Here is a 14,631-nt window from a genome sequence, read left to right on the forward strand (position 1 = left end):
CAGCATTCTGCGCGACCTGCCGTTATTGCCCTGAAAAAAGACTGGGTTCGACCTGGACCAAAGCAAAGCGCGGGACCTGCTCGCCGTCAACTTCGACGGTCTCCAGGAACATGCTCAAGGGGCGCACCCAAAAGCCGTAATCGCCATACAGTGCTTGGTAGAACACCACTTCTTCTTCGGTCTCGGAATGCCGTGCCACGCTGAAAACGCGGTACTGCGGACCTTTATAATGTTGGTAGAGCCCTGGTTCGACTTTCATGCTCTGGCCCCCTTACAAAATTTGTTGAAAAAAAATATTAAAAATTCCAAAAAACAAAAACCGGGGCACTGGGCCCCGGCTTCCGTCGACTCAACGCTTAGACGCGTTCGAAGACGGTGGAGATGCCTTGGCCGAGACCAATGCACATGGTTGCAACCCCAAGGTTACCGCCATTTTGCTTCATCACGTTAAGCAAAGTGCCGGAAATACGCGCACCGGAGCAACCGAATGGGTGGCCCAGGGCAATCGCACCGCCGTGCAGGTTAACCTTCTCGTTCATCTTGTCGAGCACTTTCAAATCTTTCAGCACCGGCAGGGCCTGTGCAGCGAAAGCTTCGTTGAGCTCGAAGAAGTCGATATCGGAGATGGTCAGGCCCGCGCGCTTCAAGGCTTTTTGTGTCGCCGGTACTGGACCATAGCCCATGATTGCCGGGTCCACACCCGCCACCGCCATCGAGCGAATCACCGCCAGCGGCTGGATGCCGAGGTCCTGGGCACGCTGCGCCGACATTACGATCATGCACGAGGCACCGTCGGTGATTTGCGACGAAGTACCCGCCGTCACGGTGCCGCCCTTTGGATTGAAGGCAGGCTTGAGGGCCGCCAGGCTTTCCAGGGTGGTATCCGGACGAATGGTTTCGTCGTAGTCGAACAGTTTGAGGAAGCCGTTCTCGTCGTAACCGTTCATCGGGATGATTTCATCCTTGAACTTGCCTTCCACGGTCGCCTTGTGGGCGAGCTGGTGGGAACGCACGCCGAACGCGTCCTGGGCTTCACGAGTAATGCCGTGCATCTTGCCGAGCATTTCCGCGGTCAGGCCCATCATGCCCGAGGCTTTTGCCGCGTACAGCGACATGTGCGGGTTGGGATCGACGCCGTGCATCATGCTGACGTGGCCCATGTGCTCCACGCCACCGACCACGAACACATCACCGTTGCCGGTCATGATCGCCTGGGCGGCGGTGTGCAGCGCACTCATGGACGAGCCACACAGGCGGCTGACGGTCTGGCCGGCTGCCGTGTGCGGGATCTGCGTCATCAACGACGCCATGCGCGCAATGTTCCAGCCCTGCTCCAGGGTCTGGTTGACGCAGCCCCAGATCACGTCTTCGACTTCGTTCGGGTCGACCTTGACGTTACGTTCCAGCAGTTTGCTGATCAGGTGCGCCGACATGTCTTCAGCGCGGGTGTTGCGGTGCATGCCGCCCTTGGAGCGGCCCATCGGCGTACGACCGAAGTCGACAATCACGACGTCTCTTGGATTCAAGCTCATAAATATTCTCGCTCTAGTCGTCTGGGCACTTAACCGAAGAAGCGCTGGCCGTTCTTGGCCATCTCACGCAGCTTCGCGGTCGGGTGGTACAGCGGGCCCAGATCAGCGTATTGATCAGCCAGGGCAACGAACTCGGCCACACCGATCGAATCGATGTAACGCAGCGCACCACCACGGAATGGAGGGAAGCCAATACCGTACACCAGGCCCATATCGGCTTCGGCGGCGGTTTCAACGATGCCGTCTTCCAGGCAACGCACGGTTTCCAGGCACAGGGCGATCATCATCCAGTTGATGATGTCCTCGTCGGACACCTCACGCTGCTCGTAGATGACCGGAGCCAGCACTTCGTGCACCGACGGGTCGGCCACTTTCTTCTGCTTGCCCTTCTTGTCCGCCTCGTAGGCGTAGAAGCCTTTGCCGTTCTTCTGGCCCAGGCGCTTGGCCTCGTAGAGCGCGTCGATCGCCGAGCGGCGGTCGTCTTTCATGCGGTCCGGGAAGCCTTCAGCCATCACGTCACGACCGTGGTGGCCGGTGTCGATGCCGACCACGTCCATCAGGTACGCCGGGCCCATTGGCCAGCCGAATTTTTCCATGACCTTGTCGATGCGCACGAAGTCCACACCGGCACTCACCAGCTTGGCGAAACCGCCGAAGTACGGGAACAGCACGCGGTTGACCAGGAAGCCCGGGCAGTCGTTGACCACGATCGGGTTCTTGCCCATTTTCTTGGCGTAGGCAACGGTGGTGGCAATCGCCAGCTCGCTGGACTTCTCGCCACGGATCACTTCCACCAGCGGCATCATGTGTACCGGGTTGAAGAAGTGCATGCCGACGAAGTTTTCCGGACGCTTGAGGGCCTTGGCCAGCAGCGAAATGGAAATGGTCGAGGTGTTAGACGCCAGGATGGTGTCGTCTTTGACGTGGCCTTCAACTTCAGCCAGTACCGCCTGCTTGACCTTCGGATTCTCGACAACCGCTTCGACCACCAGGTCGACATGGCCGAAATCGCCGTAGGACAGCGTAGGACGAATGCCGTTAAGCACTTCAGCCATCTTCGCAGCCGTCATGCGACCTTTATCAACGCGGCCGACCAGCAGCTTGGCGGCTTCGGCCAGGCCCTGTTCGATACCGTGCTCGTTGATGTCCTTCATCAGGATCGGCGTGCCTTTGGACGCCGACTGATAGGCGATACCGCCGCCCATGATACCGGCGCCGAGCACGGCAGCCTGTTTCACGTCCTTGGCGATTTCGTCGTAGGCCTTGGCCTTTTTCTTCAGTTCCTGGTCGTTCAGGAACAGGCCGATCAGGCTCTGGGCCGCCGAGGTCTTGGCCAGTTTGACGAAACCTGCCGCTTCCACTTCCAGGGCTTTGTCGCGACCGAAGTTCGCGGCCTTCTGGATGGTCTTGATCGCTTCAACCGGCGCCGGGTAGTTCGGGCCAGCCTGGCCAGCCACGAAACCCTTGGCGGTTTCGAACGACATCATTTGTTCGATGGCGTTGAGCTTGAGTTTTTCCAGCTTCGGCTGACGCTTGGCCTTGTAGTCAAATTCGCCGCTGATGGCGCCCTTGATCAGGTTCAACGCGGCTTCAGCCAGCTTGTCCGCAGCCACCACGGCGTCGACGGCACCGACTTTCAGTGCGTCTTCGGCACGGTTTTCCTTGCCGGCGGCAATCCACTCGATGGCGTTGTCGGCACCAATGATGCGCGGCAGGCGCACGGTGCCGCCGAAGCCTGGGTAGATGCCCAGCTTGACTTCGGGCAGGCCGATCTTGGCGGTGGCCGCCATGACGCGGAAGTCCGCCGCCAGGCACATTTCCAGGCCGCCGCCCAGCGCGATGCCATTGATCGCGGCAACGGTGGGTACGTTGAGGTCTTCGAAATCGCTGAAAATCTTGTTGGCTTCGAGGTTGCCAGCCACCAGCTCGGCATCGGGCAGCTTGAAGTTGTCGACGAATTCGGTGATGTCAGCGCCGACGATAAACACGTCCTTGCCGCTGGAGACGATCACGCCTTTGATCGATGCATCAGCCTTGATGGTGTCTACGGCCTGACGCAGTTCGTTCAGGGTTAGACGGTTGAACTTGTTGACGGACTCACCCTTGAGGTCGAACTTCAGTTCGACGATGCCACTTTCAAGAGCCTTAACCGTGATGGCTTTACCTTCGTAAATCATCAACTGATCTCCACGATATGGAAGCTGAACAGTACACATTGGACGCTGGCCTATGCTTGGACATTGATAATTTCGTCAATGCTCAGGCCAATCCGCCAGGCACACCCGCCAATGCGATAGTCGGGTTTCTGTATGAGCGGTCTGACAGACAAACGCTCAATTCATACGCCCGTTTGATTTGGGTACGCCACCTTCATCCAATTCCGAGCAATTGTCAATCGCTCGAAAGGCTAGGAAAAACGCGACTTTCCAGTCATTTCAGAACCCCGGGGCCAGGCCCGCGATTCGTCAATATCCGACTATTCGCGAAATCAATAATGAAAAAGATAGGGAAAACCGCTGTACAGAACCGGATATGCCGCTAGGCTAGCGACAACCGTAACGCGCCTGGATGAACATCCTACGCGGGAAACCCGGATTTACCGGCCTGCCTGGCCAACTCCAGCCCGATGATGCTTTCGGGCTTTTTATTGCCTGGGTTTTGACACACAGGCATCAGGCCAGGGCCTTGAGCAATGTATCAATGGCCAGCAGGTCGCTCGCCTCGCCCTTCTCGCCCCAGTAAAGGGCGATCATTTGCTTGTCGGCCTCGACCTTGTAGACATTCGCCGGCAGCGTTGCAAAATGCGGCAACAACTTCTCATCCACACATACTTCGCGCCACTGATTGACCCACACGCCCGGCTCCAGCTGCCAGTAGCTCCAAACGGCCGGCATACTGCCGCGCCGGGGTCGGCAGTACTGCGCACAGGGGCTCGGCGGCTCTTGCTTGAGCCAGTGCGGCCATTCCTGGGGCGCCAGTTGCATGGCCAGGCCGATGCGGCGTGCCTCCATGCGCAGGGCCATGCGCCCGCTCTGATGGCGCGATGGGCGCAGCCATGCCAGGGGGCTCAGAACCACGACAAGGATTGACACCACTATCCAGACCGTCATATGTGTACTCCCGATTTTTCTGATGAGCGGATTTGACCTGACGCAACCCTATCCGCTTGAAAGCAGCCATACTGAATCTATTGCAGTCCCCTGGAGGAACGCCCCATGTCCTACGAACATATTCTGGTCGCCGTAGACCTGACCGAAGAGTGCGATCCAGTGATCAAGCGCGCCCGAGCGTTTGCCGTTGCCAGTGGCGCAAAACTGTCACTGGTGCATATCGTCGAGCCCATGGCCATGGCCTTTGGCGGCGACGTGCCCATGGACCTCTCCCAACTGCAGCAACAACAGTTCGACCAGGCCAAGGAGCGCCTTGACCGCCTGATCGTCAAATACCCCGAAGTGACCAAGGAAAACTCCCACCTCACCTACGGCCAACCGCGCCAGGAAATCCACCACCTGGCCAAGGAGCAGCATTGCGACCTGATCGTGGTCGGCAGCCATGGCCGTCATGGTTTGGCGTTGCTGCTGGGTTCTACTGCCAATGATGTGCTGCACGGTGCGCCGTGCGATGTATTGGCCGTCAGGCTGGTAAAAACCTCTTAAGGCCACATTTGAACCGCATTTCATATGAAAAAGCCCGGCGCCCATATTAGGGCGCCGGGCTTTTTTATTGCACGAAGGTCACTCAGGCATCCAGCTCGGCCCAACGCTCGACCAGCACTTCCAGCTCCTGGTTCAACGTCTCCAGGGAGGCGATGACCTTGGCGGTTTCCGCCGCCGGGCGCAGGTAGAAACCTGCGTCAGCCATTTCCGCTTCTACCGCGGCGATCTGCTGTTCCTTGGCGTCGATATCACCCGGCAAGGCTTCCAGCTCACGCTGCAGCTTGTAGCTGAGTTTCTTCTTGGCCGCCGGTGCCGCTTCCTGGGCCGGTGCAGCCGCTTCCACCGGAGCCACCACAGCCGAGGCCAGGTCGGCCTTGCCGGACTTGCTCTCGGTCACGCCCAACAGGCGCGGCGAGCCGCCCTGACGCAGCCAGTCCTGGTAACCACCGACGTATTCGCGCACCTTGCCTTCACCTTCGAAGACCAGGGTGCTGGTGACCACGTTGTCGAGGAATGCCCGGTCGTGGCTGACCATCAGCACAGTGCCGTTGAAGGTCAGCAGGACCTCTTCCAGCAGCTCGAGGGTTTCCACGTCGAGGTCGTTGGTCGGTTCGTCGAGCACCAGCAGGTTGGCCGGCTTGCTGAACAGCTTGGCCAGCAGCAGGCGCGCACGCTCGCCACCGGACAAGGCCTTCACGGGCGTACGCGCACGCTGCGGGCTGAACAGGAAGTCGCCCAGGTAGCTGAGTACGTGGCGGCTCTGGCCGTCGATATCGATAAAGTCGCGGCCTTCGGCGACGTTGTCGATCACGGTCTTTTCCAGGTCCAACTGATGGCGCAACTGGTCGAAGTAGGCCACGTCGATGCGCGTGCCCTCCTCCACCGTGCCGCTGGTCGGCTGCAGACCATTGAGCATCAGCTTGAGCAAGGTGGTCTTGCCGGTACCGTTGGCACCCAACAGGCCGATACGGTCGCCGCGTTGCAGGACCATGGAGAAGTCCTTGATCAGGAACGGGCCATCCGGATGATGGAAGCTGACGTTCTCCAGCACCATGACCTGCTTGCCCGACTTATCGGCGGTATCCAGCTGGATATTGGCCTTGCCGGTGCGCTCGCGACGTTCGCTGCGCTCTACGCGCAGGGCCTTGAGGGCACGCACGCGGCCTTCGTTACGGGTGCGACGCGCCTTGATGCCCTGGCGGATCCAGACTTCTTCCTGGGCCAGTTTCTTGTCGAACAGCGCGTTGGCGGTTTCTTCGGCAGCCAGCGTCGCCTCTTTGTGCACCAGGAAGCTGGCGTAGTCGCCGTTCCAGTCGATCAGGCCACCACGGTCCAGTTCAAGGATCCGCGTCGCCAGGTTTTGCAGGAAGGAACGGTCGTGCGTGATAAACAGCACGGCGCCCTGGAAATCCTTGAGGGCTTCTTCCAGCCAGGCGATGGCGCCGATGTCCAGGTGGTTGGTTGGCTCGTCGAGCAGCAGCAGGTCCGGCTCGGACACCAGGGCCTGGGCCAGCAGCACACGACGACGCCAGCCGCCGGACAACTCGGCGAGGGTCTTGTCGGCCGGCAGCTGCAGGCGGCTCAGGGTGCTGTCGACCAGTTGCTGCAGGCGCCAGCCGTCACGGGCTTCGAGGTCTTGCTGGACGTGCATCAGCTTGTCCAGGTCGGCTTCGGTAACGCAGTTCTGGGCCAGGTGATGGTATTGCGCAAGCAACTCACCGACACCGTCCAGGCCTTCGGCAACCACGTCGAACACGGTCCGTCCGTCGGCCACCGGCAATTCCTGCGGCAATTCGCCAATCTTGAGGCCTGGGGCGCGCCAGACAGAGCCGTCATCGGGCTTCTGGTCGCCCTTTACCAGCTTCATCATGCTGGACTTGCCGGTGCCGTTGCGGCCGATGATGCACACCCGCTCACCACGGGCGATCTGCCAGGACACCTTGTCCAACAACGGCATAGCGCCGAAAGCAAGGGACACATCGCTGAATTTGAGCAGGGTCATACGCTTCTCCAAAAACTGGGCGCGCATTCTACCTGACTTGAGGGTGGGATGCGGCCAGCATTTTCGCTACCGACACGTTCTGTAGGACATTTCCGGAGAACTTGAACGAACCACCCGGCAAAGCTTTCGCCGGCCGCTGGCAAAAGGCTAAGCTAGGGGCAATCAGTGTCGGCGGTGCCGGTGCTAGTCGTGATTTCTCTGCACGGACGTCTCATGCGCAGTCGCCTTTTCAACTTTTTATCTTGCCTGCTTCTTTCCGCCACCGCCGTTCAATCCGCCCAGGCCGTGGACCTCACCACCCAACGTCAATATTACGATGAAGCCAAACGCGCCCTGGCCAAGGGCGATACCGGCCCCTACATGCAATACAGCCAGGCCCTGGCCGACTACCCGCTGACGCCCTACCTGGCCTACGACGAACTGACCGCCCGGTTGAAGACCGCCAGCAACGAGGAAATCGAACAATTCCTCGCCAAAAACGGCGACCTGCCCCAGGCCAACTGGATGAAGCTGCGCTGGTTGCGCTGGTTGGCCGACCGTGGCGACTGGCAGACCTTTGAAAAGTACTACGACCCCAAGCTTAATTTCGTCGAACTGGACTGCCTGCACGGCCAGTTCCAACTGACCCACAACCTCAAGGCTGAAGGCTACAAGACCACCGAGAAACTGTGGATGACCGGCAAATCCCAGCCGGCCGCCTGTGATGCCACCTTCAGCCAGTGGGCCGCGGACGGCCAACTCACCGAACAAAAAATCTGGGACCGCGCCAAACTCGCCGCCGAAGCACGCAATTACCCGCTGGCCAACAGCCTGGTAAAAACCCTGCCGACCCTGGGCGCCCAAGGCCGCCTGATGGTGGACGTAGCACAGAAGCCCGACATGCTCGGCGACCCGTCGCGCTTCCTGCCGGCCACCGAGGCGATGTCTGACGCCGTGGGCCTGGGCCTGCGCCGCCTGGCACGCCAGGATCCGGACAAGGCCATGGCCCTGCTCGACGGTTACGCCAGCAGCATGCACTTCTCCCGTGACGAAAAAGTGGCAATCGCCCGTGAAATCGGCCTGACCCTGGCCAAGCGCTTCGACCCGCGGGCGCTTGAGGTGATGACCAAGTACGACCCCGAGTTGCGCGACAACACCGTGTCCGAATGGCGCCTGCGCCTGCTGTTGCGCCTGGCCCGCTGGGAAGATGCCTACCAACTGACGCGCAAACTCCCGCAGGATTTGGCCACCACCAACCGCTGGCGCTACTGGCAGGCCCGCAGCCTGGAACTGGCCGAGCCGAAAAACCCGCAAGCCCTGGTGCTGTACAAGAATCTCGCGCAGGAACGGGACTTCTATGGCTTCCTGGCCGCCGATCGCTCCAAGGCGCCGTACCAGTTGAAGAACAAGCCGCTGCTGATGAGCCAGGCGCTGGTCAACAAAGTGCGTAACACCCCGGGCGTGCGCCGTGCCCTTGAGTTCTACGCCCGTGGCCAGATCGTGGATGGTCGTCGCGAGTGGTACCACGTCAGCCGCCACTTCAACCGTGACGAAATGGTCGCCCAGGCCAAGCTGGCCTACGACATGAAGTGGTACTTCCCGGCGATCCGCACCATCAGCCAGGCCCAGTACTGGGATGACCTGGACATTCGCTTCCCGATGGCCCACCGCGACACCCTGGTGCGCGAAGCCAAGGTCCGTGGCCTGCATTCCAGCTGGGTATTCGCCATCACCCGCCAGGAAAGCGCATTCATGGACGACGCCCGCTCCGGCGTCGGCGCCAGCGGCCTGATGCAACTGATGCCCGGCACCGCCAAGGACACCGCGCGCAAGTTCAGCATCCCGCTGGCCTCACCCGCCCAGGTGCTGGACCCGGACAAAAACATCCAGCTCGGCGCGGCTTACCTGAGCCAGGTGCACAGTCAGTTCAACGGCAACCGTGTCCTCGCCTCCGCCGCCTACAACGCCGGCCCCGGCCGCGTACGCCAATGGCTGCGCGGCGCCGACCACCTGAGCTTCGACGTCTGGGTGGAAAGCATCCCGTTCGACGAAACCCGCCAGTATGTGCAGAACGTGTTGTCTTATTCGGTGATCTACGGGCAGAAGCTCAACTCACCACAGCCGTTGGTGGATTGGCATGAGCGCTACTTTGATGATCAATAAGGTTTAAAGCAGAAATGAAAATGCCCGCATTGAGAGATGCGGGCATTTTTTATCGGCACCGAAACTCAGTGTTCGCTGCTCTCCTCAACCCCATCACTGAACTGCAACGCCGCCAATCGCGCATATAACGGATTGCTCGCAATCAACTGCTGATGCGTGCCCACCGCCACCAGCCTGCCCTGATCCATCACCGCGATGCGGTCAGCGTTCTTCACCGTCGCCAGTCGATGGGCGATAACCAGCGTGGTACGCCCTTGCATCAATTGCGGCAACGCTTGCTGGATCAGGTGTTCACTCTGGGCATCCAGGGCACTGGTGGCTTCGTCCAGCAGCAGGATCGGCGCGTCCACCAGCAACGCACGGGCAATCGCCAAGCGTTGGCGCTGGCCGCCGGAGAGGCCCATGCCGCCGTCGCCGAGGTGGGTCTGGTAGCCGTCGGGCATTTGCAGGATGAAATCGTGGGCGTGGGCGATGCGGGCAGCGGCTTCGACTTGCTCGCGGGTAGCGGTGGGGTTGCCGTAGCGGATGTTCTCTTCGACGCTGCCGAAGAACAGCGCCGGGCTCTGGGACACCAGGGCGAAGTGGCGACGCAGGTCCAGGGGGTCGAGATCGGTCAGCGCCTGGCCTTCAATCAGGATGCGGCCTTGCTGGGGATCGTAGAAGCGCAGCAGCAGGTCGAAAAGCGTCGACTTGCCCGCGCCGGACGGCCCCACCAGTGCCAGGGTTTCGCCGGGGTTGATGCTCAGGTTCAGGCCGTCGATGGCGTAGCTGTCCGGCCGCGAAGGGTAGGAAAAGCGCAGGTCCTGCAGCTCCATGCACCCGCTGACCCGCTCGGGCAACTGCACGCTGCCCGTGGCCGGCGCCTGGATCTCGTTGCTCGACTGCAACAGCTCACCAATGCGCTCCGCTGCACCGGCGGCACGTTGCAGTTCACCGAGGACTTCGCTCAGGGTACCGACGGCGCTGCCGACGATCAGGCTGTAGAACACGAACGCAGCCAGCTCGCCGCCGGAAATGCGCCCGCTGATCACATCCATTCCTCCGACCCAGAGCATCACGCCCACCGCACCCAGCACCAGCATGATCACCAGGGTGATCAACCAGGCGCGCTGGGCGATGCGTTTGCGGGCGGTGGTGAACGCCTCTTCCACGGTCACGGCAAAGCGTTGCTCGTCCTGGACCTGGTGGTTATAGGCTTGCACGGTCTTGATCTGGCCGAGGGTTTCGGACACGTAGCTGCCCACATCGGCGATACGGTCCTGGCTCAGGCGCGACAGGCTGCGTACGCGACGGCCGAAGATCAGGATCGGCGCCAGCACCAGCGGCAGCGCCACCACCACGATGCTGGTGAGCTTGGGGTTGGTGATGAACAACAGCACGATGCCGCCGATCACCATCAAGGCATTGCGCAGGAACAGCGACAACGACGAGCCGATCACCGATTGCAGCAGTGTGGTGTCGGTGGTCAACCGCGATTGGATTTCCGAGCTGCGGTTGTTCTCGTAGAAACCTGGATGCAGGTAGATCAGGTGGTTGAAGACCTGCCGGCGAATGTCCGCCACCACCCGCTCACCGATCCACGACACCAGGTAAAACCGCGCAAACGTGCCCACGGCCAAGCCCAGCACCAGGACCATGAACAGGCCGATGGACTGGTTGAGCAGGTGCGGCGACTGGGTCATGAAGCCCTGGTCCACCAGCAGGCGAATGCCCTGCCCCATGGACAAGGTGATGCCCGCAGTGACGATCAGCGCGACCAGGGCACCGAGGGCCTGCCAGCGGTAGGGCGCGATGAAGCGGCTGGCCAGGCGAATTGCACGGCGTTGACGGACTGAGAGCATGGAGGGCATCACCTGATCGGAAAGGGTTGGTACCTGCCTGCTTACATGGGGGGAACTTGCGCGAATAACAATGAGTCAGGTTAATTATGCCCGCCGATGCTGGCCCCTAGAGGCTATCGGTCTAACGCCCGGCTGGAAATCCACAGCGGTTTCTGGTGGACTGGATGTTCGAACCGGTGATCTCGTAAGGAGTTGTAACAGCGCGGTCACTCGGGGGCTATACAGTAGGTACACAACCTGATGAGGAGACAGGCCATGACCTTGCAAAACAGCAGCGATGCCAAGATTGAAGTGATCCGCCAACCGCAGCACTTGCCTTGCTCCGTGATCGACGCCCAGGGCCGCGAAGTGCAGATTACCGAAGAGATGATCCAGCAAGCGTGCCGCGAGCTGGAACAGCGACTGGTCAAGCCTGCCCAGCAAGGCTGAAGGGCCTACGCTCTTTCAAACCCGGCCCAGGTGGCCGGGTTTTTTGTTCGGTGTTTAAACGGTTGCCGCGCCCAATGCGGACACGATGCGCGCCAACACCGCTGACTCCCCATTCACAATGCGCACCTTCAAGCCGTCGATTTCACGACGCTCCGGATAATGCTTGCGCAGCAAGTCGAACGCCTTGCGTTGTTCTTCGACGGTACCTACCAGGCTGCGGCGGAAATCCGCATCATCACGGCGCGGGTCGTACACGCTGCGGCACAACGTCGCCAGCGCCCAGGCGGGGTCGGTCGATGCGTTCAAGTGCACCTCGGCCAGCCACGGTTGCGGTAACAAGTCGCCCAGCTGAATGCTAGGCCCCTGGCCCAGGTGCGAGCAGAACGCCTGATAGATCTGCGCCGTACCGCGCTGCTTGCCATCAAGGCTGTAGCCGGCGATGTGCGGGGTGGCCAACACACACAGGTCGGCCAAGTCGACGTCCACCTCGGGCTCGCCTTCCCACACGTCCAGCACCGCTTGCAGGTCTTCACGCGCCAGCAGCACGTCGCGCAGGGCCGCGTTGTCCACCACCGGGCCACGGCTGGCGTTGATCAGCCAGGTGCCGGGCTTGAGGCGGCTGAGCCGATCGCGATCAAACAGGTGCCAGGTGGAACCATTGCCGGATTTGGTCAACGGCGTGTGCAGGCTGATCACATCGCATTGCTCGATGATCTGCTCGAGGCTGACGTAATCGCCGTCTTCGGCGATCTGGCGCGGCGGGTCGCAGACCAGCACGTTCCAGCCCAGGCCCTTGAGCACTTCGACCAGGCGCCCGCCCACTTCACCGGCGCCGACGACGCCATAGGTACGCTGGTTGAGGTCGGCGCCTTCGATCTCGGCCAGGGTTTGCAGGCTGCCCAGCACATAGTCCACCACGCCCCGCGCATTGCAGCCGGGAGCGCTGGACCACTGGATACCGGCCTGCTTGAAGTAATCGAGGTCGAGGTGGTCGGTGCCGATGGTGCAGGTGCCGACAAAACGCACCTTCGTGCCGTCCAACAGGGCGCGGTTGACGTTGGTCACCGAGCGCACCAGCAGCACATCGGCCTGTTCGACGGTGGCGCGGTCGATGGAACGACCGGACACTCGGCGAATCTCGCCAAATCCTTGGAAAAACTCATCGAGCAGCGGGATATTTTCGTCGGCAACAATCAGCATGGCAGGCTCCTTTGGCGGATCAGCAGTGTACAGGGATGCGATCTTCAATGTGGGAGGGGGCTGGCAGGTCGCTTACAAATCCCTAACACAGGTTTTTTCCTGACCGTTACGTCAAGGCGTAGAATCCGCGGCCTTGCACCCTTTTGACTGGACTTGCGTACGTGAACACTGCCACTGCCCCCCTCACCCGCCCCGCCCGCATCAGCCGGGAAGTGGGTGGCCTGCTGACGCTCGCGCTGCCGATCATGATCGGCCAACTGGCAACCACGGCCATGAGCTTCGTCGATGCGGTGATGGCCGGGCGCGTCAGCCCCCAGGACCTGGCGGCGGTGGGCCTGGGCAACTCGATCTGGATTCCGGTGTACCTGCTGATGACCGGTACGCTGCTGGCCACCACGCCGAAAGTCGCCCAGCGCTACGGTGCGGGCCACTACGGCGAAATCGGGCCGTTGGTGCGTCAGTCACTGTGGCTGGCGGTGGTGGTCGGCATCATCGGCGCGCTGCTGTTGCTCTGCGCCGAGCCGATCCTGCATGCCATGAAGGTTGAGCCGGACCTTATCGCCCCCACCATGGGCTACCTGCATGGCATCGCCGCCGGGATGCCGGCCATCGCCCTCTACTACGTGCTGCGCTGTTTCAGTGATGGCCTGGGCCGCACCCTGCCCAGCATGGCCATGGGCCTGTGCGGGTTGGCGCTGAATATTCCGCTGAACTACATCTTCATCTACGGCCACCTGGGCGTGCCGGCCATGGGCGGCGTGGGCTGCGGCTGGGCCACGGCCATTGCGATGTGGGTGATGATGCTCGGCATGGCTGCCTGGACCCGCTGGGGGGCCGCCTACCAGAGCAGCGAACTGTTCAAGCGCTTCGACTGGCCGCAGTGGTCGGTGATCAAGCGCGTACTGGGGATTGGCCTGCCGATCGGCATCGCGATCTTTGCCGAATCGAGCATCTTTGCCGTCATCGCCCTGCTGCTCGGCAGCCTGGGCGCCACCGTTGTGTCGGGGCACCAGATCGCGCTGAACGTCAGCTCACTGGTGTTCATGATCCCTTATTCCCTGAGCATGGCCGTCACCGTGCGCGTCGGCCAGGCCCTGGGGCGTGGCGAGGCGCGTGAAGCACGCTTCGCCGCCGGGGTCGGCATGGGCACGGCGCTGGCGTACGCCTGCCTGTCGTGCAGCCTGATGCTGGTGTTTCGCGAGCAGATTGCGGCGATCTACACCCCGGACCCCATCGTCATCCACCTGGCCTCGACGCTGATCGTGTTTTCAGCGCTGTTCCAGTTCAGTGACTCGATCCAGGTCACCGCCGCCGGCGCCCTGCGGGGCTACCAGGACACCCGCGTCACTATGGTGCTGACCCTGTTTGCCTATTGGGGCGTGGGGCTGCCGGTGGGGTACGCCCTGGGGCTGAGCAACTGGCTGGGCGAACCCAGCGGCCCGAGCGGTTTGTGGCAAGGGCTGATCGTGGGCTTGAGCTGTGCGGCGGGGATGCTGCTGGTGCGCCTGGCGCGCAGTGCACGCCGGCGCATTCGCCTGGAGAAGGCGCGGGGTTAGTCGGCCTTTTTACGGATCCAGTAGAGGTACGTACCGGCCTGCTCCTGTTGATCCACCAATTCATGGTCAAGGAACACGCAGAACTTGGGGATATCGCGGCGCGTCGACGGGTCGGTCGCGATCACCTTGAGCAAGCCGCCGGGCGGCAGGTCGCGGATGTGCTGGTGCAGCATCATCACCGGCTCAGGGCAGTTGAGGCCCGTTGCGTCGAGGGTGCCATCCACGGCGGTGTCGAAAATATCGCTCATTGTCTACTCCTGGAACCGGCGCTCA

General features: G+C 61.5%; 12 protein-coding genes. 4 read left to right on the forward strand and 8 right to left on the reverse strand.

The genetic code is table 11. The features are described 5' to 3' along the window. Positions 1–22: 22 nt before the first annotated feature. The 4 genes from FX984_RS22595 to FX984_RS22610 all read right to left on the reverse strand — a co-directional run bounded on the left by FX984_RS22595 (position 23) and on the right by FX984_RS22610 (position 4,642). Positions 23–259: a DUF1653 domain-containing protein gene (locus tag FX984_RS22595; RefSeq protein WP_027604241.1), complete on the reverse strand. Its 237-nt coding sequence runs from the start codon at positions 257–259 to the stop codon at positions 23–25. A gap of 97 nt (positions 260–356) precedes the next feature. Beyond that, positions 357–1,532, reverse strand: coding sequence for an acetyl-CoA C-acyltransferase FadA (gene fadA / locus FX984_RS22600; protein WP_026136849.1), 1,176 nt, complete (start codon positions 1,530–1,532; stop codon positions 357–359). A gap of 29 nt (positions 1,533–1,561) precedes the next feature. Then, entirely contained in the window at positions 1,562–3,709 is a 2,148-nt protein-coding gene (fadB, locus tag FX984_RS22605; protein ID WP_027604242.1) for a fatty acid oxidation complex subunit alpha FadB, read from the reverse strand. A gap of 495 nt (positions 3,710–4,204) precedes the next feature. Beyond that, the gene (locus tag FX984_RS22610) at positions 4,205–4,642 is read right to left on the reverse strand and encodes a hypothetical protein (protein WP_027604243.1); all 438 of its coding nucleotides are present in this window, start codon (positions 4,640–4,642) and stop codon (positions 4,205–4,207) included. A gap of 105 nt (positions 4,643–4,747) precedes the next feature. Between FX984_RS22610 and FX984_RS22615 the strand changes: the two genes are divergently transcribed. Then, positions 4,748–5,188, forward strand: coding sequence for a universal stress protein (locus tag FX984_RS22615; protein WP_027604244.1), 441 nt, complete (start codon positions 4,748–4,750; stop codon positions 5,186–5,188). Positions 5,189–5,270: 82 nt separating this feature from the next. Here the strand turns inward: FX984_RS22615 and FX984_RS22620 are convergent, their stop codons facing one another. Beyond that, the gene (locus FX984_RS22620; RefSeq protein ID WP_027604245.1) at positions 5,271–7,190 is read right to left on the reverse strand and encodes an ATP-binding cassette domain-containing protein; all 1,920 of its coding nucleotides are present in this window, start codon (positions 7,188–7,190) and stop codon (positions 5,271–5,273) included. A gap of 213 nt (positions 7,191–7,403) precedes the next feature. On the opposite strand from FX984_RS22620, the gene FX984_RS22625 reads away from it, so the two are divergent. Then, complete coding sequence (locus FX984_RS22625; RefSeq protein ID WP_027604246.1) at positions 7,404–9,332, forward strand: transglycosylase SLT domain-containing protein; 1,929 nt, start codon at positions 7,404–7,406, stop codon at positions 9,330–9,332. Between the two features lie 65 nt (positions 9,333–9,397). On the opposite strand, the gene FX984_RS22630 is transcribed toward FX984_RS22625, so the two are convergent. Further along, the gene (locus FX984_RS22630) at positions 9,398–11,182 is read right to left on the reverse strand and encodes an ABC transporter transmembrane domain-containing protein (RefSeq protein ID WP_186511816.1); all 1,785 of its coding nucleotides are present in this window, start codon (positions 11,180–11,182) and stop codon (positions 9,398–9,400) included. A gap of 246 nt (positions 11,183–11,428) precedes the next feature. On the opposite strand from FX984_RS22630, the gene FX984_RS32510 reads away from it, so the two are divergent. Then, the gene (locus FX984_RS32510; RefSeq protein ID WP_027604248.1) at positions 11,429–11,602 is read left to right on the forward strand and encodes a PA1571 family protein; all 174 of its coding nucleotides are present in this window, start codon (positions 11,429–11,431) and stop codon (positions 11,600–11,602) included. 54 nt (positions 11,603–11,656) lie between these two features. On the opposite strand, the gene pdxB is transcribed toward FX984_RS32510, so the two are convergent. Continuing rightward, positions 11,657–12,802 (reverse strand): 4-phosphoerythronate dehydrogenase PdxB, encoded by a 1,146-nt coding sequence (gene pdxB / locus FX984_RS22635; protein WP_146475774.1) that lies wholly within the window; start codon positions 12,800–12,802, stop codon positions 11,657–11,659. Positions 12,803–12,963: 161 nt separating this feature from the next. Between pdxB and FX984_RS22640 the strand changes: the two genes are divergently transcribed. Then, the gene (locus FX984_RS22640) at positions 12,964–14,358 is read left to right on the forward strand and encodes an MATE family efflux transporter (RefSeq protein WP_027604250.1); all 1,395 of its coding nucleotides are present in this window, start codon (positions 12,964–12,966) and stop codon (positions 14,356–14,358) included. On the opposite strand, the gene tusA is transcribed toward FX984_RS22640, so the two are convergent. Continuing rightward, a complete protein-coding gene (gene tusA / locus FX984_RS22645; RefSeq protein WP_027604251.1) occupies positions 14,355–14,606 on the reverse strand; it encodes a sulfurtransferase TusA in 252 nt (83 codons plus the stop codon). The genes FX984_RS22640 and tusA overlap by 4 nt on opposite strands. Positions 14,607–14,631 lie beyond the last annotated feature (25 nt).

The sequence above is a fragment of the Pseudomonas marginalis genome, assembly GCF_008692035.1.
Lineage (GTDB): Bacteria > Pseudomonadota > Gammaproteobacteria > Pseudomonadales > Pseudomonadaceae > Aquipseudomonas > Aquipseudomonas marginalis.

What these genes read in the sequence shown, in the direction of transcription:
- FX984_RS22595 (WP_027604241.1), bottom strand. Translation starts at nt 259, where the DNA reads ATGAAAGTCGAACCAGGGCTCTACCAACATTATAAAGGTCCGCAGTAC.
- fadA (WP_026136849.1), bottom strand. Translation starts at nt 1,532, where the DNA reads ATGAGCTTGAATCCAAGAGACGTCGTGATTGTCGACTTCGGTCGTACG.
- fadB (WP_027604242.1), bottom strand. Translation starts at nt 3,709, where the DNA reads ATGATTTACGAAGGTAAAGCCATCACGGTTAAGGCTCTTGAAAGTGGC.
- FX984_RS22610 (WP_027604243.1), bottom strand. Translation starts at nt 4,642, where the DNA reads ATGACGGTCTGGATAGTGGTGTCAATCCTTGTCGTGGTTCTGAGCCCC.
- FX984_RS22615 (WP_027604244.1), top strand. Translation starts at nt 4,748, where the DNA reads ATGTCCTACGAACATATTCTGGTCGCCGTAGACCTGACCGAAGAGTGC.
- FX984_RS22620 (WP_027604245.1), bottom strand. Translation starts at nt 7,190, where the DNA reads ATGACCCTGCTCAAATTCAGCGATGTGTCCCTTGCTTTCGGCGCTATG.
- FX984_RS22625 (WP_027604246.1), top strand. Translation starts at nt 7,404, where the DNA reads ATGCGCAGTCGCCTTTTCAACTTTTTATCTTGCCTGCTTCTTTCCGCC.
- FX984_RS22630 (WP_186511816.1), bottom strand. Translation starts at nt 11,182, where the DNA reads ATGCCCTCCATGCTCTCAGTCCGTCAACGCCGTGCAATTCGCCTGGCC.
- FX984_RS32510 (WP_027604248.1), top strand. Translation starts at nt 11,429, where the DNA reads ATGACCTTGCAAAACAGCAGCGATGCCAAGATTGAAGTGATCCGCCAA.
- pdxB (WP_146475774.1), bottom strand. Translation starts at nt 12,802, where the DNA reads ATGCTGATTGTTGCCGACGAAAATATCCCGCTGCTCGATGAGTTTTTC.
- tusA (WP_027604251.1), bottom strand. Translation starts at nt 14,606, where the DNA reads ATGAGCGATATTTTCGACACCGCCGTGGATGGCACCCTCGACGCAACG.